Raw genomic sequence first — 26,684 nt, 5'->3', positions numbered from 1 at the left:
ACTGGATGCAATCAAAACAGAGAGGTGATGAATATGTTAGAAAAAAAAGATGAATTATTTCTACAAGAATTAACAGATGCTAACGGAGTACCTGGTACTGAAGACCAAGTCCGTGCCGTTTTTAAAAAATACGCTGAACCTTATGCAGATAAAATTGTTTTTGACGGCTTAGGTGGGATTAATGCGCGTCACATTGGTGACAAAGAAGGACCGAAAGTCTTAATTTCTGGTCACATGGATGAAGTCGGTTTTATGGTGACTAAAATTACTGAAAAAGGCTTTATCGAATTCCAAACATTAGGTGGCTGGTGGGGTCAAGTGATGTTGGCTCAACAAGTGACGATTACCACAGGTAAAGGTGCTGAAATTCATGGTGTGATCGGTTCAAAACCACCACACGTTTTATCTGCTGAAGCTCGTAAACAACCTTATGATATTAAAGATATGTTTATTGATATTGGTGCAAGCAGTGACGAAGAAGCAAAAGAATGGGGCATTAAACCTGGTGACATGGTGACGCCATATATTAACTACCAACGTTTAAATGGCTCAAAATATCTATTAGCGAAAGCTTGGGATAATCGTATTGGGACAGCCGTTTCATTAAAAGTATTAGAAAACTTGGCTCAAGAAGGCCACCCAAACATTCTATTTGCGGGCAGTAACGTTCAAGAAGAAGTCGGTTTACGTGGTGCACGTACAAGTACGCATTTAGTTAATCCAGAGATTGCATTTGCTTTAGATACTGGTACAGCTGGCGATACTCCAGGAATGACACCTAAAGAAGCTGACTCAGTATTAGGTAAAGGACCACAAATTATTATCTTTGATGCATCAATGATTCCACATCGTAAATTACGTGATTTCGTGATTGAAGTGGCAGAAGAGTTAGAGATTCCTTTCCAATATACGGTGATTACTGGTGGTGGAACTGATGCTGGTATGCAACACTTAACACGTGATGGTGTTCCTGCTTTAGCGATTACTGTTGCGACGCGCTACTTACATTCGCATACTTCAATTATTCACGAAGATGACTACTTAAATACAGTTAAGCTTGTGACTGAAGTTGTGAAACGTTTGGACAGCGAAACAGTCGCAAAAATTAAAGGTTATTAATTAGGCTAAATTAACTGAGATGAAGGAAGTTTACTTTGTCTCAGTATTTTTTTAATTCTGCATTTCACAAAGAAACAAAATTGTATGGAATTTCTAGATTTATTCCACAATAAGCTACCTTATTTAAGCGAAAAAGTTAAAATAATTGTGAAAAAATGTTACGAGTCGTAAAGTATGAGATGTAGAATAATTAACGGAATGCTAGGAGCGGATGAAATGATTTTTGTATCTAATGAAGAAATTACAGACCCACGAATTAATTTAGCGATTGAAACATATCTCGTCCAAGAGATGCCGGTCGACGAACCGATTTTACTTTTTTATATTAATGAGCCGTCAATTATTATTGGCCGTAATCAAAATACAATTGAAGAAATTAATACAGAATATGTCGAAGCGGAAGGCATCCATGTTGTTCGCCGTTTAAGCGGTGGCGGTGCAGTTTACCATGATGAAGGGAATTTAAATTTTAGTTTTATTATGCCGGATGATGGTGAATCGTTCCGAAACTTTGCTAAGCTGACACAACCAATTGTTGATGCTTTGCATGAGATGGGTGTTGAAGGTGCTGAATTAAAAGGGCGTAATGATTTAGTAATTGACGACAAGAAATTCTCAGGTAACGCAATGTACGCAACTAATGGCCGCATGTTTGCTCATGGGACATTGATGTTTGACAGTGATATTAATGAAGTCGTGAATGCTCTTAAAGTGCGTAAAGATAAAATCGAATCAAAAGGAATTAAATCAATCCGTTCACGTGTCACAAATATTAAACCGTATCTTTCAGATGAACATCAAAATATGTCAACAAAAGATTTTAGAAAAGAAATTTTATTGAAAATCTTTGATGTTGCCAGTGAAGAAGATGTGCAAACTTATTATTTAACTGAAGACGATTGGAAACGAATCAATGAAATTTCTGACGAGTTATACCGTAATTGGAATTGGAACTATGGTCGTTCACCTGAGTTTGACTTAACACGTCGCCATCGTTTCCCAATTGGTTCAATTGAAGCGAAAATGAATGTCTCAAAAGGTGTAATTCAAGACATTAAAATTTTTGGTGACTTCTTTGGTTTAGGTGAAATCAAAGATGTTGAAGAAGTTTTAACTGGAGTTCAATATGATCGCGAATCACTTGAAGCGGCAGTTAAAAAAATTGATGTGAAGAAATACTTCGGTAATATCACCTCAGAAGATTTAATCGGTTTACTTTATTAATATGAATTTTAAAAGCTGATAGCAGTTGTTAGGATGACTGCTATCAGCTTTTTATTTTGCACACACAACATTAACATTGTGTCTTATTTAGTTTATAATGAAACAATAGAGTAGCTTGAAAAGTTTGGAGGCTTTAATGGGTATGTCAGAAGTAGAAAATCAAAATGAATTATCGGCTCGCTATGTTGTATACGACCGACAACGTAAAATGCGTGCAGCGATCATTTGGCTATATTTAGCGGTCATCTTAATTTTAGGCCTTTCATTTTCTTTTGGTCAATATAATTTGGGAGTAGTTGCGATTTTTTGTGGTTTAACAATTATTTTAATCCGCAATAAGCAATTATTTGAAACAACGTATGATCAAATTATTTTAAGTGCGAATGATCTTGAGGTATGGGAGTATTTTTTAAAGGAAAAATATGATAATAAACGAAAGAATAGTCTTAGGTATCGCGTGCATTTGATTTATCTTTTGATTTTGTTGGGCGAATTAGACGATGCACAAGACCACTTTAATAAATTATCACTTGAAGAAGTGCGTTCGAAAGGTCGGGCTGATTACATTGCCTATCTTTTTGTACTAAATGATTATTATTTTTATACGGGAAATCTTGGTGGTCTTTATGAAATCAAAGAAGAAATGAAAGGTATTAAACCCCGTGAGGTACGAAAATACCAAAATTTATTGGATCTACATTATTTTTATACACAGTGTTTGGAAGGAAATACGAGTATTTTGTTGGCGATTAATCGAAAAATTGCCAGTCTACCGAAACGGAAAATACTAATGCGCTTAAAATACGGTTATGTTGCGTATTGTTGTAGTCTATTAATGAAGGATCAAGCGCTAGAACAAGATATCGGCGATTGGCTCATACGAGATAGCGAACTATTATTCTTTAAACAAAAAGTATTAGAACAAAGAGGGGGTCAAGTTTTTGAAACTGAAATCAACTCGTAAGGCGTGGCGTGAAGATCAGTTTTTAGTGCTCTTTATTGCTGCTGCTGTACTTGCCCTTATTTTTTTCTTTTGGAATCCAATTCCCAATCAAAATCAAATTAAAACAAATTTTGCTTCAATTGATGAAGCTGTTGAATATAAACTTTCAAAAAAGAATAGCCAGCTTATCTCTAAACATACTTTTGGTCGTGTGACAGAAGTCGCTGTCGACGAAGATGGCACCTTAGTTCAAGTGTCAATTGTTAAAGATAATAAAGAGGGCAAGAAAAAATATAAGATTGTCAATGGTGCTATGAATGAGAACTATTTTGAAGTCAGTCAACTTTTTGGTAAGGAGTCATTTGAAAGCTTGTTAAATGGTCTACGCAATGCACCAAAGGTAGCAAGACTACGAAAAGCGACGCAATGCTACATTACCCAAGATAAGACGGAATTAGAGATGACAGTTAATGGAAATAAAGCAGCCAAAATTGATACGTATCAGAAAAATGGCAAAGAATTTTACTTTCTTTACTTTACTGATTTAGATTATAGTCAAGATTTTGTCGTGGAATAGGAAAGAGTTTGTGACAGAAGTGTTCGGCTTCAAGAAATAAGAAGCTGCTTCTGTAACACCGTTTAGTTTGAAAAAGGACTGTGACGTACTTATGTCACAGTCCTTTTTTGACTTCTGTTAAACGCCATAAGGAAACTTCGCGAATCAAATCATACGGAATCTCTTGATTGAAAGGAAATTGAACCGCACCTTTGCTGGTTTTATATGGACTAAATTGTTTGGCAAAGTGGATAATCCCTTCTGGAGTAGGATAGAAGCCAAGATGAGTTTTAGCGTTAGAGAAATGAACGAGATTTTGTTGTTGATAATAAGTTGGAATGCCGTATTTGATACATTCTTCTGCATCAGGTAGTGCTTCTTTGATTGTTTGGCGCACTTGATTCAGGATAGGGAGACGTTCTTGAGGACAAGTTTCTAAGTATTGATCAACAGTTGTTAGACTCATGATATCACTCTTTTCTTTCTTTTAATTGTATCATAATTAGAAATAAAACGTGAGATAGCCGAGTAATCCGGCGGCTAACGTTAATAAAAGTGGATTAATTTTAAAACGAAGATGAAGGAAAATAGTAAGTGACATAATGATAAAGGAGAGGAGATCGAAATGGAAATCTGAAAGGTCTTGCCAAGATTCCATATAAAAACAAGTTGCCAGCACCAAAGTTAGTGCAACCGCAAAAATAAGTCCAATTGAGATGACTTTAATTGTATTTAAAATAGTTGTTAAGAGTTGGCTCTTTCGAATTGTTTTTTCAAAATAACAGAATAAATTAACAAAAACGAAAGAGGGTATACAGACTGCGATGGTCGTGACAAGGGCACCAGAAAAGCCTGCGTAAAGTTGCCCGACATATGTAGCAGAATTAATTGCAATCGGACCTGGAATTAAAACATCCAATGCATTTAAATCGGCGTATTGTTCAACGGTCATGCCGAAGCCCATCATCTCTTCAAAGATCAGGGATAGCATCGCATAACCGCCACCAAATCCTAAAAAACCAATCTTTAAAAACGTTAGAAAAAGTTTTTGTAACATTATTTGTTTTTCCTTTCTTTAGAAAGCTTGGAAATGATGCCACCCGCAACACCTAAGATAATTAAGAAAGGTGCGCTTATAATCTGAAAAAAGGTGAGTGTAAAAGCCAGTAAAGCAAGCATCAATGATCTTTTATTGTGAATATTAAATTGTGTCAACGAGTAGCAGGTAATAAAAAGGAAAGAGGCTGAGGTTGCTCGAACGGCAACTAAAACTTGAAACATTGGACCGTTTGCCGGAATAAATTGATAAAAGAAGGTTGCAAGTGACATTAATAAATATGCGGGGAGTATCGCGCCGAACCCCGCAAAAAACATGCCACTCCAACCGTTTACTTTTCGACCAACAAAACAGGCGTTGGTCAAGGCTATTACCCCTGGGAATACTTGAGAGAGAGTCGTGTATTCATGTAAATCTTCTTTTGAAATCAGGTCACGTTTTTCAGAGAGTTCATTTTCAATTAATGTTAGCATAGCCATCCCACCTGAGAATGTAAAGGTTCCAGCCATTAAATAAACTTTTAATAAAATTATATTTTTCTTCATATCAAAACCTCCTGCTGACAGAATAGCATTCGTATAGTATGATTGATAATACATAATGAGGTATCAGTCGATAACTATTAAGTTATGAGGAGGATGATTATGAATTTAAGACAATTACGTCTTTTTTTAAATGTTTGCGAGACAATGTCGATGACAAAGACAGCTCAAAATTTATATCTCTCGCAGCCAGCAATTTCAAAAGCAATTAAAGAATTAGAACAAGAGTTAGATGAAATTCTTTTTGATCGCATAAATGGTCGTTTATTTTTAACAGATGAAGGACGGCTTTTTAAAATAAAAGCCTCACAAGTTGTGCAAGATTTTGATAGTCTTCGTGATTTTACAACTCTGGACGATGATAAGTTACCTTTGAAAATAGGTGTTAGTTTGACAATTGGACGCAAAACATTGGGACCAGCGTTGGATTTATTTAAAGAAACGTACCCTGAGACACCTTTGAAAATTTATGCTGAAAATATAAATAGCATTAAACAACGTTTATTGAATGGTGAAATAGATGTGGCTTTTACCGAAGGTTTTGAATCAAACCAAGAATTTGAACGTGAGTGGCTGTCGACATACGAGATGCTTTTTGTTTGTGGTAGGGCAAGCAAGTGGGCTGGTAAAATGATGAGTAGAGAAGATATTTTAGAAGTCCCGTTTTTAATGCGTGAAAAAGGAAGTTCGCTTCGTGATGCTTTTGACGCTTATTTATATCAAAATGAGCTTGAAATGAGTCCTGTTCTAGAGAGTGTGAATACTGAAATACTAGTTAATGCAGCAGAAAAAGGATTAGGTGTGACACTTTTATCAAAGCCGTTAGCCGACATTGCTTTTAAGAATCATGAATTGGCTGAAATTAAATTAGAAGGCTTTGAAGGACAATCTACGAATTATTGTGTCATGTTAAAAGGAAAAAAACAGAGTCGTAAATTGAGAAAAATAATTGCATGTTTCAAAGAAATAGAACAAAAAAGCAGCAGGAACTGACTACAAGGTCAGTTTTCTGCTGTTTTTAGTATTTAGGATAAATATTAATATAATGTTTTTTGGTTAATCTTTCTCAAAGACTAAATCAAAGTTGGTCATGATGGAGCCATTGAATTTTGTTGGAACAATACCAACAAAGCGATAACCTCGTCGAGCATATTGATTAATAATTTCTTGATGATCTTCTTTTAATTTACCACCTAATGCAATTTTGACAGATTCATACTTATACTTAACCATGGGACCACTCCTTTTCATTAAGTGTACCATATGTATAAAATGTTTATCTTACTTTTCACCCCAAAGCGCTCATTGCACCACTATTGTAATCCGGGTTCCGTGAGCAGGGCTTCAGCATTAAGCTAATCCTGGTCTTCAGACACAAACCGTCTGCAGTCCAGGGTCATCTTAATGTTCAGCCCTAACCGCTCACTCCACCACTATTGTAATCTGGGTTTTGTAGGCAGAGCTTTCTCCACCACTATTGATTCCACTATCTGTACTGCGTTTGTGGCTGCGCCTTTTCGGACTTGGTCGCCGCAGCACCAGAGTGTGATGGCTGTTTGGTTACCTATTTTTTGTTCTCTTACGCGTCCAACGTAGACTAAGTCTTGATTAGAACTGTCGAGTGGCATTGGGTAGGCGTTTTGATTTGGATCATCGATATAACGCACACCGGGTGCTTCTTTAAGTAGAGCAATGACTTCTTCCCGCGAAAGGTTTTCTTCAAAAAAGAGCGTGATTGCTTCTGAGTGTGAACGCATCACAGGGACACGCACGCAAGTACAAATGACTTGCAAGTCTGGGTGATGTAAAATTTTACGTCCTTCGTTTTGTAGCTTCAACTCTTCACTAGTGTCACCTGCTTCATTGATGCCGCCGATTTGTGGAATTAAATTATAAGCAATTTGATGTTGAAAAGCATTAATCGTTGGTTGTCCACCGTCTAAAAGTTCTTTGATTTGTGTTTGAAGTTCATTAGTTCCGGCGACACCTGCACCTGATACAGCTTGATAAGTTGCGACAATCATTGATTGAATAGGTGTATGTCTATGTAAAGCAGCTACTGCAACTAAACCGATAATAGTCGAACAATTTGGGTTGGCAATAATACCTTCATGATTTTGAATGTCACTAGCATTAATTTCCGGCACAACTAAGGGCACATTGTCATCCAAACGATAAATGCTTGAGTTATCAATGACGATACAACCAGCTTTTACGGCAATTGGTAAGAAGCGACGCGCAATGTCATCGTCTAAAGCTGATAAGACAATATCAATCCCATCAAAACAGTCTTCAGTTAACTCCTCAATGATTAAATCTTGTCCTTGAAAGTTTATTTTTTTACCCGCACTTCGTTTTGAAGCGAATAATTTTAATTCTGCATAGGGCACTTGACGTTCAGCGATGACGTTAAGCATCTCTTGGCCAACAGCGCCAGTGATTCCCAAGATTGCAATTTTAGCTTTTTTCAATTGAATCATCTCCTTCAAATTCTGAATAGATAGTTTGAATTGTTTTTTTGTAGTCTTGATTTTTTACGGCAAGAATAATATTTGTTTCATTGCCTGTTTGTGAGATTAAAGAAATATTGATGTTTTGTTCACCAAGCGCCGTAAAGACGCGACCACTCATGCCTGTTTTTTCCTTCATAAAGCGTGAAACAATCGCAATTAGTGATAATTCGTGGGTTACATTAATTTGCGTTGCCTGACAGACTTTTTTCAAGTCATGCACTAAATCATAGTAGATTGGTTTTAACTGACTGGATTGGACAACGAGTGAGAAAGTATCAATGGCTGTTGAAATATGTTCAACTTTTAGTTGATAACTTTCCAAAACTTCGAGAGCCTTGCGAATGGTGCCAAAGTCACTAGACATATGCTCCTTCACAAGTGTGATAGCTGAGAATTCCTGTTTCCCGGCAATACCTGTTATGGCGTGCCGTTTCTCTGCGTCCACTTTGTTTAAGATAATGGTGCCATCGTTTTTTGAATCATTCGTATTTAAAATATAAATTGGGATATTCTTATCCTTAACGGGATAAACGGCCTCTTCGTGAATCACCGAAGCACCCATATAAGATAATTCGCGTAATTCTTCATAGGTAATAATGTCAATTTGTCGTGGATTTTTAACCAATCTAGGATCAGCTTTTAAAATGCCAGAAACATCAGTCCAATTTTCATAGCGTTCAGCATTTGCTAAATTCGCTAAAATACTACCCGTCACGTCACTGCCACCACGCGACATTAGGTGAATCTCACCATTTGGGAAGGCACCATAGAAACCGGGGACAACAATACCAGTTTGGATGTCTTCAAGTTGATTAAAGGCTAGTTTCATTTTTTCATAATCGAGTTCGCCATTATATTTAAAAAATAATAAATCCTTGGCATCAATAAAAGTATAGTCAAGCACATGACTTAATAATTTAGCGGTCAAATATTCACCACGACTGACTAAATAATCGAGTTCGATTGGTTGTTGTAGTTCTTGATAAAGTGCGTCAATGTCTTGTGCGAGTTGAGTGGCTAGACCAAGTTCATTTTCAATGCTTAATAGTTTATCTTTGATTAAATTAAACATGGAATCGACTGGCATGCCGTAACGCTTGTGTTCATAACAAAGATAGAGTAGGTCGGTCACCTTATGATCTTCGGCGTGTTCTTTACCACTCGCACTGGTGACGACAATTTTTCGTGTGGGATCACTTGCGATAATCTGTTGCACTTTTTTAATTTGTTGAGCATTGGCAACACTACTGCCACCAAACTTACTAACTTTGAGCATTCTTTTTCCTCCTATAATGGCATTCTGACAACTAAATCTTCTTTCTTAAGTAATGGTAAGAGATTCTCTTTAAATTCTATCAAGTTCATTGGCATCAGTTGACTATATTGATTGTCCTGTCCTGCAATGAATTTTTCAGGTATCTGTTGATTGGTCCGAATCCAAAAGTTATTTTTTGTTTTTGCATGAAACGTAAAGTCTTGTAGCTCTTGATTCACTTGCGGTCGATCACTTTCTAAATCGAGTAAATCTTGCACAATCGCATGAGCGGTGGGGAACTGTCCGGCGCCTTGACCATAAAATGTCAGTGTGCCGATGGTGTCGCCTTGCAGCGTAGCACAATTATAATTTTGGTTAGTATTGGCTTCCAAACTATCCTCTAGGCAAGCATTAATCATGACAGAACCTTCATATTGTTGATTTTCAGCTTCAACCTGACCAAGATACTTTAGGGTGTAACCTTTGTTTTTGAAATACTGAATGTCGCTTGCTGTGACAGGACGCATGCTACAAACAAGAAAATCTTCTGCTTGAACGCGACCATTAAAGCCAACGTTTGCGGTAATCATGATTTTATTGAGGACATCAAAGCCGTCGATGTCTGCACTAGGATTGGCTTCAGCAAAGCCCAATGCTTGGGCGTCTTTTAGGACTGCTTCAAAATCAGCTTGTTCTTTCGTCATTGTAGAAAGAATATAGTTTGATGTCCCATTTAAGATACCCGAACACGATGTGATTGTATCAATTCTTTTGGCACGACCCAATTCTTTCAGCCATGGTATCCCACCGCCGACGCTAGCTTCAAATTTAAATTGCACGTCATTTTTTTTGGCAGCCGCTTGAAATTCTTCATAATATTTAGCAATAACCGCTTTGTTTGCACTAATGACATGTTTACCTGCATTTAAACAAGCTAATATATGTTCGTGAGCAGGCTCGATGCCATTTAATGTTTCGACGACACAATCAATACTTTCGTCATTAATAATCTCTTTTATAGTAGAAACAAGATGTGGTATTTGTTTTTTGGGATTAGGGCGACTCCAAACTTTAGTGACATGGTGTTTGTTTTGTCCTCTTGTTGTAATAATATGATCGACGCCAGAACCAACAACGCCGTATCCTAAAATGGCAATATTCATAAAGTTTCGTCCTCCTGTGAATTACACTTGTGTTTGTATGGTGGATATTGTATCATAAGCATAATGAAAAAACAAGGAGCGACGAATATGACAAATTATTTCCAGAGTACACGTAATCAAAATATCAAAGTAAGTGCAAGTCAAGCGATTCTACAAGGCTTGAGTCAAGATGGAGGCTTGTTTGTTTTACCTGACTTTACCAATCGCTCTTATCCTATTGAACAACTACAGGAGGCGTCTTATCAAAAAATTGCCCAAAACATCTTTCAACTTTTTTTTGATGAGTTTAGTCGGGAAGAAATCGCTGAATGTGTGAGTAAAGCTTATGATCAAAAATTTTCACATCCAGCAATTACACCGATTGTAAAAGTCGGTCCTTCATATGTTTTGGAATTATTCCATGGACCAACGAGTGCCTTTAAAGATGTTGCTTTATCAATTTTGCCACACTTTATGGCACAAGCTTTAAACAAACAACAGGTTGAAGAGAAGATTTTGATTTTAACTGCCACAAGCGGAGATACCGGAAAAGCAGCTTTAGAAGGTTTTAGAGATAATGAAGCAATTGATATTATGGTTTTTTATCCGAATGAAGGTGTATCAACAATTCAAGAACGACAAATGCAAACACAACGCGGAGACAATGTGTCAGTTTGTGCAATTGAAGGTAATTTTGATGACGCTCAAAGTAGTTTAAAAGAAATTTTTAATGATCAAGTGCTACAGCAAGAGTTACACCAAAAACAAATTCAGCTTTCAAGTGCTAACTCGGTGAATATCGGTCGATTGGTGCCGCAAATTGTTTACTATTTTGATGCCTATCGTCAATTGCTTGACCAAAATGAAATCGAACTAAATGAACCTGTTGATTTTGTTGTGCCAACTGGTAATTTTGGTAATATTTTAGCCGGTTACTATGCCAAAAAATTAGGTCTACCCATTCGTAACCTGATTTGTGCTTCGAATGACAATCATATTTTGACAGACTTTTTACAAACAGGAATCTATGATGCCAGACGCGAGTTTTTAAAAACGAGTTCTCCTAGTATGGATATTTTGATTTCTTCTAACTTGGAACGATTATTATTTGATGTAAGTGGTCAAGATAGCGTTTATGTGAATAAATGTATGACGAAATTAAAAGAAGACGGCTATTTTAGTGTGGACTCAGAAATTTTAAAAGCACTCCAAGAAATTTTTGTAGCAGGTTTCGCCTCAGATGAACGGGTAGGGCAAACCATTCATGACGTTTATGAAGAAACAGGCTATGTTTTAGATCCACATACAGCCGTTGCACATGCAGTTATGGAAGAGCTCGATGACTGCACTTGTAAAAGAATCGTCCTTGCAACGGCCTCACCTTATAAATTTGTTGAAAGTGTCTTAGCTGCACTTGAGCTTGAACACGCCACACTTTCTGAATATGAAAAAATGGCATTACTTGAGAAAATGACGGGTGTGTCAATTCCTCAGAGGCTACAGTCATTGATGGATTTACCTGTTTTGCATCAAGATGTCATCGCAAAAGACGCAATTAAAATGTATATTCAGTCCCAAATCAAAGGGGGAAATTAAGATGGTTCGAATTAAAGTGCCTGCAACGTCAGCTAATTTAGGTGTAGGATTCGATTGTCTCGGCCTTGCTTTAGAGCAGTATGCTTATTTTGATTTTGAAGAAGCAGAAGAATTACTGATTTCTGGGTGTGATCCGGTTTTTCAAACTGAAGATAATCTAATCTACCAAGCTTTTACCTATACCCTTGAAAAACTTGGCCAAAAATCGCGTGCTATTCATTTAAATATTGACAGTAGCATTCCACCTGCACGAGGTCTTGGAAGTAGTGCGACTTGTGTTGTGGGCGGTGTTTTAGGTGCTTTTGCCTTAACTAAGACGCCAGTGGATCATTATCAAGTGTTACAAATTGCGACTGAAATTGAAGGACATCCAGATAATGTTGCACCAGCCCTTTATGGTGGTTTGATTGCTTCTTTTATGGGTGAGAATAAAATCTACACACAAAAATACGATATCCATGATTCTTATCGTTTCGTTGTCTTCAGTCCTGATTTCGAAACCTCAACAAAAGAAGCCCGCGAACGTTTGCCAGAAAAAATTGCTTTTTCACATGCAGTGGCCAACCAAAGTAAACTAGTTTTTGCTTTAGCATCCCTAGCATCAGGTGACGGTGAATTGTTGCAAGCAGTTCAAACTGATCAATTGCATGAACCTTATCGTAAGGTGATGATCCATGAATTTGATGATGTTGCAGCTTTTGCACGTGAAGCAGGTGCCTGCTCTGTATTGATTTCTGGCAGTGGTCCAAGTATCTTAGCTATTTTTCAAGAGGAAGTGCCAATTGAAAAATTACGTACCCAAGTGTCAAGTTTGCAACATGAGTGGAAGTGTTATACAGTAAACGTTGACTTGGGGGGAGCAGGAATATGTTAACGAATTACTTAATTGTCGATGACAAAATGTTGCCAGAGGTATTTGGCAAAGTCATTGAAGCTAAAAAATTACTCGAATCAGGGCAGTGTGCCAATATCAGTGAAGCTGTTAAAAAAGTCGGTATTTCACGTAGCGCCTTCTATAAATATAAAGATCATGTTTTTGTACCTGATGAAGTGTCACTCGAGCGAAAAGCCTTAATTTCATTTGTGTTATCCGATGAGAAAGGTATTTTATCACGTGTTTTGAATGTTTTATCTGCTAGAGGTGGGAATGTCCTGACCATAAATCAAAATATTCCCATTCAAAAGCGAGCCAACGTTATTGTCAGTTTGGATATTCATGATTTAACGGTGCCAGTTCAAAATTTATTGGATGAACTCGAAGCCATTGAGGGTGTCAGTAAAATGACACTTCTTTCAATTGAATAAAAAGATAAATAAAAGCCAGCCCACATTATGTTGTGAGGTTGGTTTTTTCTAGTCAGAATTCAAAAATCGGTATAAACTAAAAGAAAAGAGGTGAGAGACTGATGAGATTATGGCATGAATCATTAATTACAAAATTACCAAGACAACAACTACTGGGTCAACATCGGGAATGTTGTGCGCTGAGAGGCAACGGCTGGGGCAAGAAACATCAAACAGTCGATTATGTCTTTACACATGATCCGTATCAACTTTTTGCGTATCACAAGTTAGTGATGGATGAGATGCAAAGACGTGGTTATCACCCTAATGAAAAATGGACGCATAAAAATTACCGTGGTCAAAGCTGTCCACCGTATGAAAATTTAAAAGAGGTAACCGTTCATTCACCGATTTACGCTGAACATGATGCAGCGTATCTTGATGAGTGTCTCGCAAATTTAGCGGCAAAAGGTATTGATTTATCTTAAGGTGCTTTTCTTTTGCTCGTAAAAACACAAAATAATAATTTACTCATTTTCTTGTTATCAAAAAGAAATATTTCATAAATATTGAGAATGTAAACGAAAAGAAAGCTTATTTTCATCACTATATATAGTTGTCAATAGTTTTTTATCAAAAATTTAACACAATATATAGGTTGAATTCTAAATTTCTTTGAGCTATGATAGATAGCGACAAGAGATTAAGGAGTGGATGAAAAATGATCGAATTCGAAAAAACGGATACAGATAATCCGGTAGAGAGTGTAACTTTGAGCAATATTCAAGTCATTAAACGTGATGGTCGGACCGTTGAATTTGAGGATACTAAAATTAAAAATGCGCTGATTAAAGCCGAGGAAAAAATTAACCAGCAACTAACTGCTCTTTCGACTCAAAAAATAGATCGTTTGGTAGATTCAGTCAATCAAGAAATTCTGCAACGTTTCCCTAATAATATTAAGATTTATGAAATCCAAAATATTGTGGAACATGTTTTATTAGATAATCGTGAATATAAACTAGCTGAAGAATATATTAATTATCGTACACGTCGTGATTTTGAACGTAGTCGGGCAACTGATATTAACGTAGCCATTGATCAATTACTAAATAAAGATCAGCGTCTGGTTAATGAAAATGCCAATAAAGACAGTGACGTCTTCAACACGCAACGTGATTTGACCGCGGGGATTGTTGGTAAATCGATTGGTTTGAAATTATTACCTGCTCATGTCGCCAACGCACATCAAAAAGGTGATATTCATTACCATGATTTGGACTACCATCCATATTCACCAATGACAAACTGCTGTTTAATTGACTTTAAGGGCATGTTAAACAATGGCTTTAAAATTGGGAATGCTGAAGTGGAAGCACCAAAATCAATTCAAACTGCAACTGCGCAAATTTCACAAATTATCGCGAACGTAGCATCAAGCCAATATGGTGGCTGTTCAGCTGACCGCATTGACGAGTTTTTAGCACCGTTTGCCGAAAAAAATTATGAAAAACATTTAAAAGAAGCGCAACAATGGATCGAAGATGAAACAAAACATGATGCGTACGCTAAACAAAAAACGAAAAAAGATATCTATGATGCGATGCAAAGTTTAGAGTATGAAATCAATACTCTATTCACATCAAATGGTCAAACACCATTTACGTCATTAGGTTTTGGTTTAGGTACAAATTGGTTTGAAAAAGAAATTCAACGTGCAATTTTACAAAACCGGATTAAAGGGCTAGGTGAAGAACACCGTACGGCGATTTTCCCTAAATTAATTTTTACAATTAAAGACGGTTTAAATCGTATCCCAAGTGATCCAAACTATGACATTAAGGAACTTGCGATTGAATGTGCAACGAAAAGAATGTATCCCGATATTTTAAACTATGACAAAATTGTTGAATTAACAGGTAGTTTTAAAGTGCCAATGGGCTGTCGTTCATTCTTACAAGGTTGGAAAGATGAAAATGGCGAAGACGTCTCATCAGGTCGAATGAATCTAGGTGTGGTGACGTTGAACTTACCACGTATTGCCTTAGAAACAGCGCAAGATCAAGAAAAATTCTGGTCACTTTTAGATGAACGTTTAGCGATTGTTAAAGATGCGTTAGTATTCCGTGTCAATCGCTGTTGTGAAGCAAGCCCAGCAAATGCGCCAATCCTTTATCAGCATGGAGCCTTTGGTCGTCGTCTAACAAAAGAACAACCAGTAAATGAACTCTTCAAAAATCGTCGTGCAACGGTTTCATTAGGTTACATTGGATTGTATGAAGTTGCTTCGCAATTTTATGGTGGTGAATGGGAAACTAATCCGGAAGCAAAAGAATTTACCTTAGATATCTTAAGATATTTGAAACAACATGCGGATGCTTGGTCAGACGAATACGGCTATCACTTCAGCGTTTATTCAACACCAAGTGAAAGTTTAACTGACCGTTTCTGCCGCTTAGATCATGCTAAATTTGGCGAAGTTGAAAACGTAACGGATAAAGATTACTATACGAATAGTTTCCATTATGATGTGCGCAAAAACCCAACACCATTTGAAAAATTAGATTTTGAAAAAGATTATACGCAATACTGCTCAGGTGGTTTCATTCACTATTGTGAGTATCCTGTGTTGCAACAAAACCCTAAAGCTTTAGAAGCAGTTTGGGATTATGCTTATGATAAAGTGGGTTATTTAGGAACGAATACACCCATTGATCATTGTTACGAGTGTGATTTTGAAGGTGATTTTAATCCAACTGAACGTGGCTTCCAATGTCCACAATGTGGCAATACAGATCCAAAAACATGTGATGTCGTCAAAAGAACATGTGGTTATTTAGGTAACCCACAAGCACGCCCAATGGTTCATGGTCGTCATAAAGAAATTTCATCACGTGTGAAACATATGAAATAAGAATAAACTTTCCAGAGCATGAAACATTTAGGGTTTCATGTCTCTGTTTTTTTAAAGAGGGGGACTAAAGATGCGAAATCCAAAGCCAAAAGAGTGGGCTGCAGATAAGTATAGTAAGATGCATATCGCGGACTATAAACCTTTTATGTTTGTAGATGGTGAAGGAGTCCGCTGTAGTATTTATGTCAGCGGTTGTTTATTTGCTTGTGAAGGTTGCTTTAACAAAGCCATTCAAAACTTTAATTATGGCAAACCTTATACACAGGAATTAGAAGATCAAATCCTGGAAGACTTGAGTCATCATTCTGTTAAGGGATTAACACTTTTAGGAGGAGAACCTTTCTTAAATACCCAGGTGTGTTTGCAACTGGTGAAAAGAGTGCGTGAGACGTTTGGTGAGACAAAAGATATTTGGTCATGGTCAGGTTATACATTTGAAGAACTTTTACAAGACACAGATGATAAATTAGAATTGCTCTCATATATCGATGTTTTAGTTGATGGTCGTTTTGAACTGGCGCGACGTGATTTAACTTTACAATTTCGTGGCAGTAGCAATCAAAGAATATTAGATGTTCCTCAATCTTTGGCACAAAACAAAGCAATTGTTTGGGAAAAATGTGTCGATCAAGATCGCTATAATGATTAGAAAATGAGAGAAAACACCTTAATTCTTCTTAAATGAGAAGAAAGTAAGGTGTTTTTTGTTTTTCCTCATAAAATTATCAGACAATTATATGTTGTTATATCAATGTTTTTTATGATTTTTGATAAAATGTATTAAATAATTATATAAAAATGGTTGCAATATGATGAGAAGTCATATAATATATCTAGTATATTCTAATTAATTTCTAATTTAAAAAGAATCATACAATTTAGCGAATAAAGGGAGGCATTTCTATGAAAATGAAAAAGATGTTATATGCGGGGCTACTATCGACAGTAGCAATTAGTCTTGTTGCCTGTGGTGGCGGCGGAACTGGTGGTAAAGAAGAAACAGCAAGTTCGAAAGAATCAGGTGGCAAGGAAGAGTTAGCGGACAAACAAGTATTTAATGTCAACGTTCAGCAAGAGATGCCAACAGCAGATCCATCATTAAGTACTGATGTTATTAGTTCAGTGGCATTAAATAATGTTTATGAAGGCATTTATCGTTTAGGTAAAGATCAAAAACCAGAGCCAGCTGGCGCAACTGAAAAAGCAGAAGTCAGTGAAGATGGTTTAGTCTATAAAATTAAATTACGTGAAGATGCAAAATGGTCTGACGGAAAACCCGTTACAGCAAAAGATTATGTATATGGTTGGCAACGTACGGTTGATCCTGCGACAGCATCAGAATATGCTTATTTAACTGAACCAGTAAAAAATGGTGCTGATATTGTTGCAGGCAAAAAAGATAAAGCAGAATTAGGGGTTAAAGCAGTGAGTGACTATGAATTAGAAGTTACTTTAGAACGTGCAACACCTTACTTTGATTATCTATTAGCCTTCTCAACATATTTACCTCAACGTCAAGATATTGTTGAAAAATATGGTAAAAAATATACTACAACAAGTGAAAATGCTGTTTATAACGGACCATTTGTTTTAGCAGACTTTGATGGTCCTGGTAGTGATACAACTTGGACATATAAGAAGAATCCAGAATATTGGGATAGTAAAACAGTTAAACTTGACCAAGTGAATGTGAGTGTTGTAAAAGAAGCATCGACAAGCTTGAACCTTTATGAAGATGGTAAAGTGGATGATATCATTCTTTCTGGTGAACTAGCTCAACAAAAAGGTGATGATCCAGAATTTGTAACGGAGAAACGTGCGGGGACTCGTTATATGGAAATGAACCAAGAACCTAAAGATTCACCATTTAGAAATGAAGACTTCAGAAAAGCAATTTCTTATGCGATTGACCGTGACGCATTAGTAAATAATATTCTTGCAGATGGTTCAATGGAAGCACATGGTTTAGTGCCAGCAGGAATCTCAAAAAATCCTAAAACAGAAAAAGATTTCTTAGATGATGCGGGAAGTAAATTGAAATATGATAATAAAAAAGCAAAAGAACATTGGAAAAAAGCAAAAAAAGATTTAGGTAAAGATAAATTCGAAATCGAGATTCTTGCATCGGATACAGATTCAACTAAGAAAATTATTGAATATCTGCAAGGTTCATTAGAAGAAGAATTACCTGGCTTGAAAGTAAAATTAGCTCCAGTACCATTCTCTGTTCGTCTAGATCGTTCAAACAAGGGAGATTTTAGTATGGTGTTTGGCGGTTGGATTGCTGACTACGCAGATCCAAGTAGTTTCATTGATTTATTTGAATCTCAAAACTCATACAACCGTGGGAAATATTCAAATAAAGAATTTGATGAAAAAGTGAAATCTGCATCAACAACTAATGCTAACGATCCTGAAAAACGTTGGGCAGATTTAGTTGAAGCAGAAAAAATCATCATGGATGATGCGGGCGTAATTCCTGTCATTCAAGATGCAGAAGCTCACTTACGTTCAGATAAAATTAAAGGTGTAGTATCACATCCTGCAGGGTCACAATTTGATTATAAATGGGCTTATAAAGTGAAATAATCAGGTCATAAAAACAAACAAAGATTAAAAACCTGCAAATTTTTTAGAACTCGCGGTTTTTAATCTTTTGTTTTTTTAAAACAACAATAGTAGAATGGAAAGTATCAATAAAAAACCACCAACTGTTAACCAGTATATTGGTTTTTTTTCAAAAATTTGTGAGTAAGGGATAAACTCTTTTGGTTGGTTTTTTCGTCTTAAGAAGTTTGCCTGTTTCATTTGTTTTTGAAAGAGATCGAAGAAGCCAGAAGATAAAACTAGAATGCCAGCTCCGATGATTAAAAAGACTAGCGATAGTAGGAAGTAACCATTGGATAAGGCGGTAGTAGTGATTGACTGATTTCTAAGAATAAGAAGACCAGGAATGAGTGCAAGTGAACAAATAATCGTTAAACTAAATTTTAATGGTTGTTTCATAAGTGCCAGCTCCTTTAAACGAGTTCTATAGTATGGGCTAACTTTAAGGTATTTTTTTAAGGATGTCAAAAAAAGATGAAGGAGGAATAGTAATGAGAAGTTTTACAAAATATTTTATTAAACGTGTTTTCTTTATGTTAGTCACACTATGGTTAATTACAACGATTACGTTTTTCTTAATGAAATTATTGCCAGGTTCTCCTTATGCGAACCAAGAGAAATTATCACCTGAGCAAATTGAAATTTTAAATAAACAATCTGGTTTAGATAAACCAGTCATTCAGCAATATGGAATTTACATGGGAAATTTGGTGAAAGGTGACTTTGGAACAAGTTTCCAATTTAAAAATCAACCTGTTTCAAAACTGTTGGGTGACCGTATTGGACCATCAGTTCGATTAGGTGCGCAAGCTATTATTTTCGGTACGATTATAGGGATTATACTGGGTGCAATCGCAGCCATGCGCCAAAACACATGGGTGGATACACTTTCTACCTTAATTGCAATTCTCGGGCGATCGATACCAAACTTCGTCTTTGCCGTATTACTACAATATGTCTTTGCAATAAAATTAAAATGGTTCCCAATTGCAAGATGGGATCAAGGTTTTATGTCAACGGTCCTACCAACAATTGCACTGGCCATGTCGCCACTCGCTGATTCAGCTCGTTTTATTAGAACTGAAATGGTTGAGGTTTTAAGTAGTGACTATATTGAACTGGCTCGCGCTAAAGGATTAAGTCGTTGGCAAGTTGTTTTTCGCCACGGCTTACGTAACAGTTTAATTCCACTGATTACTTTATTAGGACCACTTGCAGTTGCCTTAATGACAGGTTCCCTAGTCGTTGAAAATATTTTTGCGATACCCGGAATTGGGGAACAATTTGTTAAATCAATCGTAACTAATGATTATCCAACAATTATGGCAGTCACGATTCTTTTCTCCACATTATTAGTTGTTGTAATTTTAATTGTCGATATTCTTTACGGATTAATTGATCCAAGAATTAGAGTAAATGAAGGAGGGAAAGGGTAATGGAACAACTAGATATTAAGAATTTACCAAAAGATAGTTTTGACCCAGTTGTTGTTGACAGTAATCTAGATCGTGAAAAAATTAGTACTCCTTCCTTAACGTTTATGCAAGACTCTTGGCGTCGTTTGAAGAAAAATAAAGGGGCCGTTATATCACTTGTTATTTTAGCGCTAGTTACATTTTTAGCTTTCGGTTCAATCGTTGTCTCACCACATGATCCAACAAAACAAAATGCGAAGTATATAAACTTACCACCAAAAATTCCAGGTGTGCCAATTAATGGTTTTAATGGTACAGCTGTTGTCGGAAATAAAAGAGTTGATAAATATGCTCAAGCAAAAGTGCCTGAAAATGTGCATTTCTATTTAGGAACTGATGGCCTAGGTCGTGACGAACTATCTCGTTTACTAATGGGAACAAGAATGTCACTGATTATTGCTTTTGTAGCAGCGTTCTTAGATTTATCCATTGGCGTCATCTACGGGATTTACTCCGGTATGAAAGGCGGTAAGACCGATACCATCATGCAGCGTATTTTGGAAATTCTTTCCGGAATACCCAACTTAGTTGTGATGATTCTGATGTTAACAATCTTTGAACCAGGGATGAAATCAATCATTTTAGCAATGGCTGTGACAGGTTGGATTACCATGGCCCGGATTGTTCGTGCCCAAACTTTAAAAATTAAAGATCAAGAATATGTTTTAGCGGCAACTACGTTAGGTCAATCTAAAACAACGATTGCCAAGAAACATATTTTACCAAATATTGCGAGTGTCATTATCGTGCAAATGATGTTTAGTATTCCATCAGCAATCTTTTTCGAAGCATTCTTAAGTTTCATTGGACTAGGTTTAACACCACCAAATGCTTCACTCGGAATGCTTTTAAGTGAAGGGTACAAAACTTTTAAATATCTACCACACTTAATGTGGGCACCAGCAATCACACTTTCAATTATTATGATTTGTTTCAACTTACTTGCGGATGGTTTGCGCGATGCATTTGATCCGAAAATGAAAGATTAGGGGGTGAGCTCATGGAAAAAATACTAGAAGTAAATGATTTAAATATTTCGTTTGATACTTACGCTGGAAAAGTGCATGCGATTCGTGGCGTTAACTTTGATTTAATCAAAGGTGAAACACTAGCAATTGTAGGAGAGTCAGGCTCAGGGAAATCTGTCACAACGCGTGCAATTATGCGCTTGTTAGCTAATAATGCTAATGTTGAAAGTGGCGAGATTTTATTTAAAGGTGAAAACATTAATAAAAAATCAGAAAAAGAAATGCAATCAATTCGTGGTAAAGATATTGCGATGATTTTTCAAGACCCGATGACCTCACTCGATCCGACAATGAATATCGGCAATCAAGTGGCGGAGTCATTACGCAAACATCGGAAAGTATCGAAAAAAGATGCTTTAGAGCGTGCGTTGGAGTTGTTAGAACTTGTGGGTATCCCCAACGCGAAAGACCGCTTAAAAAATTATCCACATCAATTCTCAGGTGGTCAACGTCAACGTATTGTCATTGCAATTGCTTTGATTTGTTATCCAGAAATACTGATTGCTGATGAACCGACAACTGCGTTAGATGTAACTATTCAAGCACAAATTATTGAATTAATGAAAGATATTCAACAAAAAATTCAAACATCGATTGTCTTTATTACCCATGACTTAGGTGTTGTGGCTAACGTTGCTGATCGAGTAGCAGTCATGTATGGTGGTCGAATTGTAGAAATTGGAACGGCAGACGAAATTTTTTATAATCCACAACATCCATATACTTGGGGACTACTAAGTTCAATGCCAACCCTAGATACAGGAGAAGAAAGTCTCTATGCGATTCCAGGTTCACCACCGGACTTATTAAATCCACCAACAGGGGATGCTTTTTACCCTCGTAATGAATATGCAATGAAAATTGATACAATGGAAGCTCCACCGTTCTTTGAAGTATCGCCAACGCATAAAGCTGCTACTTGGTTACTAGCACCAGGTGCACCAAAAGTAACACCACCAGCGGAAGTGGTACGCCGTTGGGAAAAATTTAACCAAACACAAAAAGTGTAGAAAGGAGACTGTCGCATGACAACACAAGAACGAACAAAATTATTAGAAGTCAATCATTTGAAGCAACACTTTAATGTGGGGCGTGCTGATGAAGTCAAAGCAGTCGATGATATTAGTTTCTACATCTACGAAGGTGAAACATTTGGACTAGTTGGCGAATCTGGTTGTGGGAAATCAACAACTGGACGAAGTATTATTCGTTTGTATGATCCAACAAGCGGTGATATTAAGTTTGATGGTAAAGATATTGCAGGAATTAAGGGACGTGCGAATATGTCGGATTTCCGTCGTGACGTGCAAATGATTTATCAAGATCCATATGCTTCATTGAACCCGCGTATGAAAGTTAAAGATATTATTGCTGAAGGAATTGATATTCATAAATTAGCCAAAACAACAGCGGAACGAGATGCAAGAGTTAATGAGTTATTAACGACAGTTGGACTTGATGCAAGTCATGGGACACGTTATCCGCACGAATTCTCAGGTGGTCAACGTCAACGAATTGGGATTGCCCGTGCCTTAGCAGTGGAACCGAAGTTCATTATTTGTGATGAACCAATTTCAGCTTTAGATGTATCAATTCAAGCTCAAGTCGTGAATTTATTACAAGAACTACAAGAAAAAGAAAATTTGACTTATCTTTTTATTGCGCATGATCTATCTATGGTGAAATATATTAGTGACAGAATTGGTGTCATGTATTTTGGAAAATTAGTTGAAGTTGGATCTAGTGAAGAAATATATAATAATGGATTACATCCATATACAGAGAGTTTACTTTCTGCCATACCATTACCGGATCCGGATTATGAGCGCACACGTAAGCGAATTGCTTATATACCAGAGCCCGATGACGGTAAAAAGCGTCAATTACGTGATATTGGCAATCAACATTATCTCTATTGTAGTGAAGATGAAGTTGCATTTTACCAAGAAAAACTTGCTAAAAAAAAGAATAATTAAGAAAATTTCACAATAAAATCTGACGATTTAATCTTTATTAATATTAAATTGTTTAGATTTTATTTGTTTTTTTTATTATCATTTTTTGAATAAATTTATCCATAAGGGCTTGATTATTAATTAAAGTATGATAAATTAATTAAAGGTGAAATAATGTGACAGTTATTTTAAAATGAACATTTTTAAAAAGGAGTTTCTGTTTTGTTAAAAATTGCGTATCGATACGTAATTTTTGATAAGGTGGGTTTTTTATAAAATGTGTATAGTGTAATTAAGGCACTGGGAATGCCGTTTTTAGTTATTAAGGGGGAAAACATAGTGAGAAAAATTGGTTATATCTACGCGTCAAGTGATACACAATATGTAAAAGAACAGATTGGTGCGTTAAAAGAACTTGAAGTGGTAAATTTACCGAAAGATTCGAGTGATGTACAAACAGAGGTAAGTCTGAAACAGGTTGTTCAAAGTCTTGAAGAAGGAGATCAACTGGTAGTTTATGAATTACGTTGTTTAGGTAAATCAATTATTCAATTAGCTGATTTTTTATTAGAGTTGAAAAATAGTAAAATTCAATTAATTGTTAAAGAAAAAGGCGATGCTTATCAAACGATTAGTGATGAAGCATATGTTGAGATGATTTTGAAAATTGCTGAGATGGAAAAATTGATTATTCGTGAAAGAACAACACGCGGTTTACAAGAAGCTCGCAAAAACGGACGTGTTGGCGGTCGTCCGAAAATATCACAAGAAACAATTGAACAAATTCGCCACTTATATAATAACAATCGCTACACACTCCGCCAAATTGCTGAAGAGTGTAACATTTCTTTAGGAACAGCTTATAAATACGTTCAAGAGCGATAATATCACACCCCCTCAACTTTGAAAATGCGGAAAAGTTGAGGGGTGTTTTTTATTTTTTATAAAAGGTGAAGATATTACTTGAATCCAAGTGTGCGATAGAGTAGGATATCAAAAGAAGGATAATATAAGTTAAGCGAGGGATACAAATGACCAAATCCAAGAAACGTCCGATTGTTATTGGTGTAACAGGAGGTTCCGGTAGTGGAAAAACTAGTGTGAGTCGTTCAATATTAAAGACGTTACCAAATCACTCCATACTACTATTTGAACAAGATTCCTATTACAAAGATCAAAGTCATTTATCATTTGAAAAAAGATTGAATACAAATTATGACCATCCATTTGCCTTTGATACAGATTTGTTGATAGAACAATTACAACAATTAATGGGTTATCACGCAATTGACAAACCAATCTATGATTATGAAGCTCATACGAGAAGCAAAGAAGTCATACATCAAGAACCAAAAGAAGTGATTATCGTCGAAGGTATATTGATTTTGGAAGATAAACGATTACGTGATTTGATGGATATTAAAGTGTATGTTGATACCGAAGATGATATTCGTATTATTCGTCGGATTAAACGTGATATGGAAGAACGCGGACGTTCACTAGATTCTGTGATAGATCAGTATCTTTCAGTTGTTAAGCCAATGCATCATCAATTTATTGAACCAACAAAAAAATACGCGGATATCATTATTCCAGAAGGTGGCGAAAATCAAGTTGCCATCGATTTATTAACGACTAAGGTAGAGAGTATTTTAAAATAAAAAATGAGGAGTGTTTAAGATGACACAATTTCCACAATTAAATTTAGAACAAGCAAAAGAATTTGCTACATTACACACTACTATGGGTGATGTGAAATTAGCATTATTCTCAGAACAAGCACCTAAAACAGTAGCAAACTTTATTGGGTTAGCAGAAAAAAATTACTATAATGGTGTGATTTTTCACCGTGTTATTCCAGATTTTATGATACAAGGTGGTGATCCAACTGGAACAGGTATGGGTGGTGAAAGTATTTATGGTACTAAATTTGAAGATGAGTTCTCTCGCGAAGTATTTAATTTAAGAGGAGCACTATCAATGGCTAATGCTGGCCCTAATACAAACGGTAGTCAGTTCTTTATCGTTCAAAATGAAAATGTTCAAAGTAGCATGCTAGGTCAACTATCAGGTGCAGGATTCCCTGAAGAAATTGTTGAAGCTTACCAAAATGGTGGTACACCATGGTTAGATTTTAGACACACAGTTTTTGGTCATGTTGTTGAAGGCATGGATGTGATTGATGCAATGGCAAAAGTTTCACGCAATGGTCAAGATAAACCATTAGAAGATATTGTCATTAATTCAGTAACAATTGAAAAATAATGAAAATGATGAGATAGAGGTTACTGGAAAAGTTACCTCTATTTTTTTTGCGATAAATGATCTTGTGCGGACTGAAAGCCTAACGAGAAGTTAGTCATAAAATCAATTGTTAATTGGTAATCAATTTATTACTTTCGATATGTTGATAAGTATTTTCTCCCAATCGACCGTTAAATTATGTTAGAATTTAAAAGATTAGTTAAAGATGGAGGTCTTCAAATGGAATATAAAATCGGAATGGTACTGACGGGTAAAATCACCGGAGTCCAACCTTATGGTGCGTTTGTTTCACTAGATAGTCAAACACAAGGATTAATTCATGTGTCAGAAGTAAAAAATGGTTTCATAAAAAATATTAATGAGGAATTAAAAATAGGGGATCAAGTTACTGTTAAGATTATTGATATTGATGAATATACTAAAAAAATTAGTCTTTCGATTCGGGTTTTGGCAGATACACCAGTTATGACAACCATCAATAAGAAGAAAAAATATTTTACCAATCGTAAGAAAAAAATTGGTTTTTTCAGCATTGAAGAAAGATTAGATGATTGGATTTCAGAGGCTCTCAAAGAAACTGTGGAAAAATAATGTTTTTTTTCTGAAAAGATGTTAGAATGATGACAGCACATAAAATGTCTTGAGCATATAAACTAATTTTAAGAGGTGGGTTATGTTGTCAGAAACTATGGTGGCTGGGACAGTCATTCTGAATAAACAAAATGGTGATAAAGAATTTCTTGTTAAAGAAGATCATGGTAAATTTAATTTTTTGACGGTTACAATCGACTCGGAGTTTACTAGTTTGGCTTGTATTCTAAAAGAGTTAAAAACATTTGTACAATTAAACACACGTGAAATGGAATTAGAAGAACTAACAAATTTGACAATTGGAACAGATTCAATGCCGCTATTTGTTTTTAGTCTAGATGAAGAAGAAAGTAATGCATTACCTGATTCTTTTTATTGGAAGAAACCTTCAACTATTAGAGATGAAGTACTTGAAAAAATAACAGTATCAGGGGTTCCATTTTTTAGTTAAAAATAAGTTGAAAGAATTTTTTTTGTATGCTATAATAAATTTCGTTGCTTAAGACATTTATGTTTGAAAGCGAAAAAACAAAACGAAAAAAACATATTGACAACTCTTTTACAGGATGTTATTATATGTAAGTTGCTAAAGCAACGAGAACTAGACCTTTGAAAACT

Annotated in this window: 29 protein-coding genes; 21 read left to right on the top strand and 8 right to left on the bottom strand. The window is 36.0% G+C overall.

Features of this window, described 5'->3' with window-relative positions; translation table 11 throughout:
* Positions 1 to 33 precede the first annotated feature (33 nt).
* From ESZ54_RS00145 to ESZ54_RS00130, 4 genes are all read left to right on the top strand, one after another.
* Complete coding sequence (locus tag ESZ54_RS00145) at positions 34 to 1,119, top strand: M42 family metallopeptidase (RefSeq protein ID WP_136135647.1); 1,086 nt, start codon at positions 34 to 36, stop codon at positions 1,117 to 1,119.
* Between the two features lie 216 nt (positions 1,120 to 1,335).
* Positions 1,336 to 2,343 (top strand): lipoate--protein ligase, encoded by a 1,008-nt coding sequence (locus ESZ54_RS00140; RefSeq protein WP_136135646.1) that lies wholly within the window; start codon positions 1,336 to 1,338, stop codon positions 2,341 to 2,343.
* A 142-nt stretch (positions 2,344 to 2,485) separates the two neighbouring features.
* Complete coding sequence (locus ESZ54_RS00135) at positions 2,486 to 3,307, top strand: hypothetical protein (protein WP_136135645.1); 822 nt, start codon at positions 2,486 to 2,488, stop codon at positions 3,305 to 3,307.
* Complete coding sequence (locus ESZ54_RS00130; RefSeq protein ID WP_136135644.1) at positions 3,285 to 3,863, top strand: hypothetical protein; 579 nt, start codon at positions 3,285 to 3,287, stop codon at positions 3,861 to 3,863. Before ESZ54_RS00135 ends, ESZ54_RS00130 begins: the two co-directional genes overlap by 23 nt.
* 94 nt (positions 3,864 to 3,957) lie before the next feature.
* On the opposite strand, the gene ESZ54_RS00125 is transcribed toward ESZ54_RS00130, so the two are convergent.
* The 3 genes from ESZ54_RS00125 to ESZ54_RS00115 are packed head-to-tail and all read right to left on the bottom strand — an operon-like array spanning position 3,958 to position 5,444.
* A complete protein-coding gene (locus ESZ54_RS00125; RefSeq protein WP_136135643.1) occupies positions 3,958 to 4,308 on the bottom strand; it encodes an iron chaperone in 351 nt (116 codons plus the stop codon).
* 36 nt (positions 4,309 to 4,344) lie between these two features.
* On the bottom strand, positions 4,345 to 4,899 hold the full coding sequence (locus ESZ54_RS00120; RefSeq protein WP_136135642.1) for a chromate transporter: 555 nt from the start codon (positions 4,897 to 4,899) through the stop codon (positions 4,345 to 4,347).
* A complete protein-coding gene (locus ESZ54_RS00115) occupies positions 4,899 to 5,444 on the bottom strand; it encodes a chromate transporter (RefSeq protein WP_162615041.1) in 546 nt (181 codons plus the stop codon). The genes ESZ54_RS00120 and ESZ54_RS00115 overlap by 1 nt, the downstream gene beginning before the upstream one ends.
* A gap of 99 nt (positions 5,445 to 5,543) precedes the next feature.
* Between ESZ54_RS00115 and ESZ54_RS00110 the strand changes: the two genes are divergently transcribed.
* Positions 5,544 to 6,434, top strand: coding sequence for a LysR family transcriptional regulator (locus ESZ54_RS00110; RefSeq protein ID WP_162615040.1), 891 nt, complete (start codon positions 5,544 to 5,546; stop codon positions 6,432 to 6,434).
* Positions 6,435 to 6,497: 63 nt separating this feature from the next.
* Here the strand turns inward: ESZ54_RS00110 and ESZ54_RS00105 are convergent, their stop codons facing one another.
* From ESZ54_RS00105 to ESZ54_RS00090, 4 genes are all read right to left on the bottom strand, one after another.
* Positions 6,498 to 6,674, bottom strand: coding sequence for a DUF4177 domain-containing protein (locus tag ESZ54_RS00105; RefSeq protein ID WP_136135639.1), 177 nt, complete (start codon positions 6,672 to 6,674; stop codon positions 6,498 to 6,500).
* A gap of 200 nt (positions 6,675 to 6,874) precedes the next feature.
* Entirely contained in the window at positions 6,875 to 7,912 is a 1,038-nt protein-coding gene (locus ESZ54_RS00100) for an aspartate-semialdehyde dehydrogenase (RefSeq protein WP_136135638.1), read from the bottom strand.
* Positions 7,899 to 9,230, bottom strand: a complete 1,332-nt coding sequence (locus ESZ54_RS00095) for an aspartate kinase (protein WP_136135637.1) — start codon at positions 9,228 to 9,230, stop codon at positions 7,899 to 7,901. Before ESZ54_RS00095 ends, ESZ54_RS00100 begins: the two co-directional genes overlap by 14 nt.
* Before the next feature lie 11 nt (positions 9,231 to 9,241).
* Positions 9,242 to 10,372, bottom strand: coding sequence for a homoserine dehydrogenase (locus tag ESZ54_RS00090; RefSeq protein WP_136135636.1), 1,131 nt, complete (start codon positions 10,370 to 10,372; stop codon positions 9,242 to 9,244).
* Between the two features lie 87 nt (positions 10,373 to 10,459).
* Here ESZ54_RS00090 and thrC point away from each other — a divergent pair, with 87 nt between their 5' ends.
* The 7 genes from thrC (at position 10,460) to ESZ54_RS00055 (ending at position 18,734) form a co-directional block, all read left to right on the top strand.
* Entirely contained in the window at positions 10,460 to 11,947 is a 1,488-nt protein-coding gene (thrC, locus tag ESZ54_RS00085; RefSeq protein ID WP_136135635.1) for a threonine synthase, read from the top strand.
* A gap of 1 nt (position 11,948) precedes the next feature.
* The gene (gene thrB, locus ESZ54_RS00080; protein WP_162615039.1) at positions 11,949 to 12,821 is read left to right on the top strand and encodes a homoserine kinase; all 873 of its coding nucleotides are present in this window, start codon (positions 11,949 to 11,951) and stop codon (positions 12,819 to 12,821) included.
* On the top strand, positions 12,815 to 13,252 hold the full coding sequence (locus tag ESZ54_RS00075) for an ACT domain-containing protein (protein ID WP_136135633.1): 438 nt from the start codon (positions 12,815 to 12,817) through the stop codon (positions 13,250 to 13,252). The genes thrB and ESZ54_RS00075 overlap by 7 nt, the downstream gene beginning before the upstream one ends.
* A 101-nt stretch (positions 13,253 to 13,353) precedes the next feature.
* Positions 13,354 to 13,719, top strand: coding sequence for a TIGR02328 family protein (locus ESZ54_RS00070; protein WP_136135632.1), 366 nt, complete (start codon positions 13,354 to 13,356; stop codon positions 13,717 to 13,719).
* Between the two features lie 233 nt (positions 13,720 to 13,952).
* Complete coding sequence (gene nrdD / locus ESZ54_RS00065) at positions 13,953 to 16,145, top strand: anaerobic ribonucleoside-triphosphate reductase (protein WP_136135631.1); 2,193 nt, start codon at positions 13,953 to 13,955, stop codon at positions 16,143 to 16,145.
* Between the two features lie 70 nt (positions 16,146 to 16,215).
* Positions 16,216 to 16,794, top strand: a complete 579-nt coding sequence (gene nrdG, locus ESZ54_RS00060; protein ID WP_136135630.1) for an anaerobic ribonucleoside-triphosphate reductase activating protein — start codon at positions 16,216 to 16,218, stop codon at positions 16,792 to 16,794.
* A gap of 260 nt (positions 16,795 to 17,054) precedes the next feature.
* Entirely contained in the window at positions 17,055 to 18,734 is a 1,680-nt protein-coding gene (locus ESZ54_RS00055; protein WP_162615052.1) for a peptide ABC transporter substrate-binding protein, read from the top strand.
* Positions 18,735 to 18,809: 75 nt separating this feature from the next.
* Here ESZ54_RS00055 and ESZ54_RS00050 read toward each other — a convergent pair whose 3' ends face one another.
* The gene (locus ESZ54_RS00050) at positions 18,810 to 19,151 is read right to left on the bottom strand and encodes a DUF3899 domain-containing protein (protein WP_136135628.1); all 342 of its coding nucleotides are present in this window, start codon (positions 19,149 to 19,151) and stop codon (positions 18,810 to 18,812) included.
* Positions 19,152 to 19,243: 92 nt separating this feature from the next.
* Between ESZ54_RS00050 and opp3b the strand changes: the two genes are divergently transcribed.
* From opp3b to ESZ54_RS00005, 9 genes are all read left to right on the top strand, one after another.
* Positions 19,244 to 20,188 (top strand): oligopeptide ABC transporter permease, encoded by a 945-nt coding sequence (gene opp3b / locus ESZ54_RS00045; RefSeq protein ID WP_136135627.1) that lies wholly within the window; start codon positions 19,244 to 19,246, stop codon positions 20,186 to 20,188.
* On the top strand, positions 20,188 to 21,216 hold the full coding sequence (locus ESZ54_RS00040) for an ABC transporter permease (protein WP_136135626.1): 1,029 nt from the start codon (positions 20,188 to 20,190) through the stop codon (positions 21,214 to 21,216). The genes opp3b and ESZ54_RS00040 overlap by 1 nt, the downstream gene beginning before the upstream one ends.
* Before the next feature lie 11 nt (positions 21,217 to 21,227).
* On the top strand, positions 21,228 to 22,265 hold the full coding sequence (locus ESZ54_RS00035; protein WP_136135625.1) for an ABC transporter ATP-binding protein: 1,038 nt from the start codon (positions 21,228 to 21,230) through the stop codon (positions 22,263 to 22,265).
* 15 nt (positions 22,266 to 22,280) lie between these two features.
* Complete coding sequence (locus ESZ54_RS00030) at positions 22,281 to 23,231, top strand: ABC transporter ATP-binding protein (protein WP_136135624.1); 951 nt, start codon at positions 22,281 to 22,283, stop codon at positions 23,229 to 23,231.
* A gap of 318 nt (positions 23,232 to 23,549) precedes the next feature.
* Complete coding sequence (locus tag ESZ54_RS00025; protein WP_162615038.1) at positions 23,550 to 24,095, top strand: recombinase family protein; 546 nt, start codon at positions 23,550 to 23,552, stop codon at positions 24,093 to 24,095.
* A 146-nt stretch (positions 24,096 to 24,241) separates the two neighbouring features.
* On the top strand, positions 24,242 to 24,871 hold the full coding sequence (udk, locus tag ESZ54_RS00020; RefSeq protein ID WP_136135622.1) for a uridine kinase: 630 nt from the start codon (positions 24,242 to 24,244) through the stop codon (positions 24,869 to 24,871).
* Between the two features lie 19 nt (positions 24,872 to 24,890).
* Positions 24,891 to 25,475 carry a peptidylprolyl isomerase gene (locus ESZ54_RS00015; protein WP_136135621.1) on the top strand — a complete coding sequence of 195 codons (585 nt, stop codon included), beginning with the start codon at positions 24,891 to 24,893 and terminating at the stop codon, positions 25,473 to 25,475.
* A 219-nt stretch (positions 25,476 to 25,694) separates the two neighbouring features.
* A complete protein-coding gene (locus ESZ54_RS00010) occupies positions 25,695 to 26,066 on the top strand; it encodes a CvfD/Ygs/GSP13 family RNA-binding post-transcriptional regulator (RefSeq protein WP_136135620.1) in 372 nt (123 codons plus the stop codon).
* Positions 26,067 to 26,151: 85 nt separating this feature from the next.
* Positions 26,152 to 26,517: a hypothetical protein gene (locus ESZ54_RS00005; RefSeq protein ID WP_204249486.1), complete on the top strand. Its 366-nt coding sequence runs from the start codon at positions 26,152 to 26,154 to the stop codon at positions 26,515 to 26,517.
* Positions 26,518 to 26,684: the final 167 nt, after the last annotated feature.

It is taken from the genome of Vagococcus silagei (assembly GCF_004795745.1).
Lineage (GTDB): Bacteria > Bacillota > Bacilli > Lactobacillales > Vagococcaceae > Vagococcus > Vagococcus silagei.
Note: the sequence above shows the minus strand (reverse complement) of the source record. Positions and strands in the feature narration are given on the sequence as shown.

What these genes read in the sequence shown, in the direction of transcription:
- opp3b (WP_136135627.1), top strand. Translation starts at nt 19,244, where the DNA reads ATGAGAAGTTTTACAAAATATTTTATTAAACGTGTTTTCTTTATGTTA.
- thrB (WP_162615039.1), top strand. Translation starts at nt 11,949, where the DNA reads ATGGTTCGAATTAAAGTGCCTGCAACGTCAGCTAATTTAGGTGTAGGA.
- ESZ54_RS00140 (WP_136135646.1), top strand. Translation starts at nt 1,336, where the DNA reads ATGATTTTTGTATCTAATGAAGAAATTACAGACCCACGAATTAATTTA.
- ESZ54_RS00075 (WP_136135633.1), top strand. Translation starts at nt 12,815, where the DNA reads ATGTTAACGAATTACTTAATTGTCGATGACAAAATGTTGCCAGAGGTA.
- ESZ54_RS00040 (WP_136135626.1), top strand. Translation starts at nt 20,188, where the DNA reads ATGGAACAACTAGATATTAAGAATTTACCAAAAGATAGTTTTGACCCA.
- ESZ54_RS00070 (WP_136135632.1), top strand. Translation starts at nt 13,354, where the DNA reads ATGAGATTATGGCATGAATCATTAATTACAAAATTACCAAGACAACAA.
- nrdG (WP_136135630.1), top strand. Translation starts at nt 16,216, where the DNA reads ATGCGAAATCCAAAGCCAAAAGAGTGGGCTGCAGATAAGTATAGTAAG.
- ESZ54_RS00115 (WP_162615041.1), bottom strand. Translation starts at nt 5,444, where the DNA reads ATGAAGAAAAATATAATTTTATTAAAAGTTTATTTAATGGCTGGAACC.
- ESZ54_RS00095 (WP_136135637.1), bottom strand. Translation starts at nt 9,230, where the DNA reads ATGCTCAAAGTTAGTAAGTTTGGTGGCAGTAGTGTTGCCAATGCTCAA.
- ESZ54_RS00145 (WP_136135647.1), top strand. Translation starts at nt 34, where the DNA reads ATGTTAGAAAAAAAAGATGAATTATTTCTACAAGAATTAACAGATGCT.
- udk (WP_136135622.1), top strand. Translation starts at nt 24,242, where the DNA reads ATGACCAAATCCAAGAAACGTCCGATTGTTATTGGTGTAACAGGAGGT.
- ESZ54_RS00050 (WP_136135628.1), bottom strand. Translation starts at nt 19,151, where the DNA reads ATGAAACAACCATTAAAATTTAGTTTAACGATTATTTGTTCACTTGCA.
- ESZ54_RS00110 (WP_162615040.1), top strand. Translation starts at nt 5,544, where the DNA reads ATGAATTTAAGACAATTACGTCTTTTTTTAAATGTTTGCGAGACAATG.
- ESZ54_RS00055 (WP_162615052.1), top strand. Translation starts at nt 17,055, where the DNA reads ATGAAAAAGATGTTATATGCGGGGCTACTATCGACAGTAGCAATTAGT.
- ESZ54_RS00010 (WP_136135620.1), top strand. Translation starts at nt 25,695, where the DNA reads ATGGAATATAAAATCGGAATGGTACTGACGGGTAAAATCACCGGAGTC.
- ESZ54_RS00035 (WP_136135625.1), top strand. Translation starts at nt 21,228, where the DNA reads ATGGAAAAAATACTAGAAGTAAATGATTTAAATATTTCGTTTGATACT.
- ESZ54_RS00120 (WP_136135642.1), bottom strand. Translation starts at nt 4,899, where the DNA reads ATGTTACAAAAACTTTTTCTAACGTTTTTAAAGATTGGTTTTTTAGGA.
- ESZ54_RS00030 (WP_136135624.1), top strand. Translation starts at nt 22,281, where the DNA reads ATGACAACACAAGAACGAACAAAATTATTAGAAGTCAATCATTTGAAG.
- ESZ54_RS00090 (WP_136135636.1), bottom strand. Translation starts at nt 10,372, where the DNA reads ATGAATATTGCCATTTTAGGATACGGCGTTGTTGGTTCTGGCGTCGAT.
- ESZ54_RS00105 (WP_136135639.1), bottom strand. Translation starts at nt 6,674, where the DNA reads ATGGTTAAGTATAAGTATGAATCTGTCAAAATTGCATTAGGTGGTAAA.
- thrC (WP_136135635.1), top strand. Translation starts at nt 10,460, where the DNA reads ATGACAAATTATTTCCAGAGTACACGTAATCAAAATATCAAAGTAAGT.
- ESZ54_RS00135 (WP_136135645.1), top strand. Translation starts at nt 2,486, where the DNA reads ATGTCAGAAGTAGAAAATCAAAATGAATTATCGGCTCGCTATGTTGTA.
- ESZ54_RS00015 (WP_136135621.1), top strand. Translation starts at nt 24,891, where the DNA reads ATGACACAATTTCCACAATTAAATTTAGAACAAGCAAAAGAATTTGCT.
- ESZ54_RS00125 (WP_136135643.1), bottom strand. Translation starts at nt 4,308, where the DNA reads ATGAGTCTAACAACTGTTGATCAATACTTAGAAACTTGTCCTCAAGAA.
- nrdD (WP_136135631.1), top strand. Translation starts at nt 13,953, where the DNA reads ATGATCGAATTCGAAAAAACGGATACAGATAATCCGGTAGAGAGTGTA.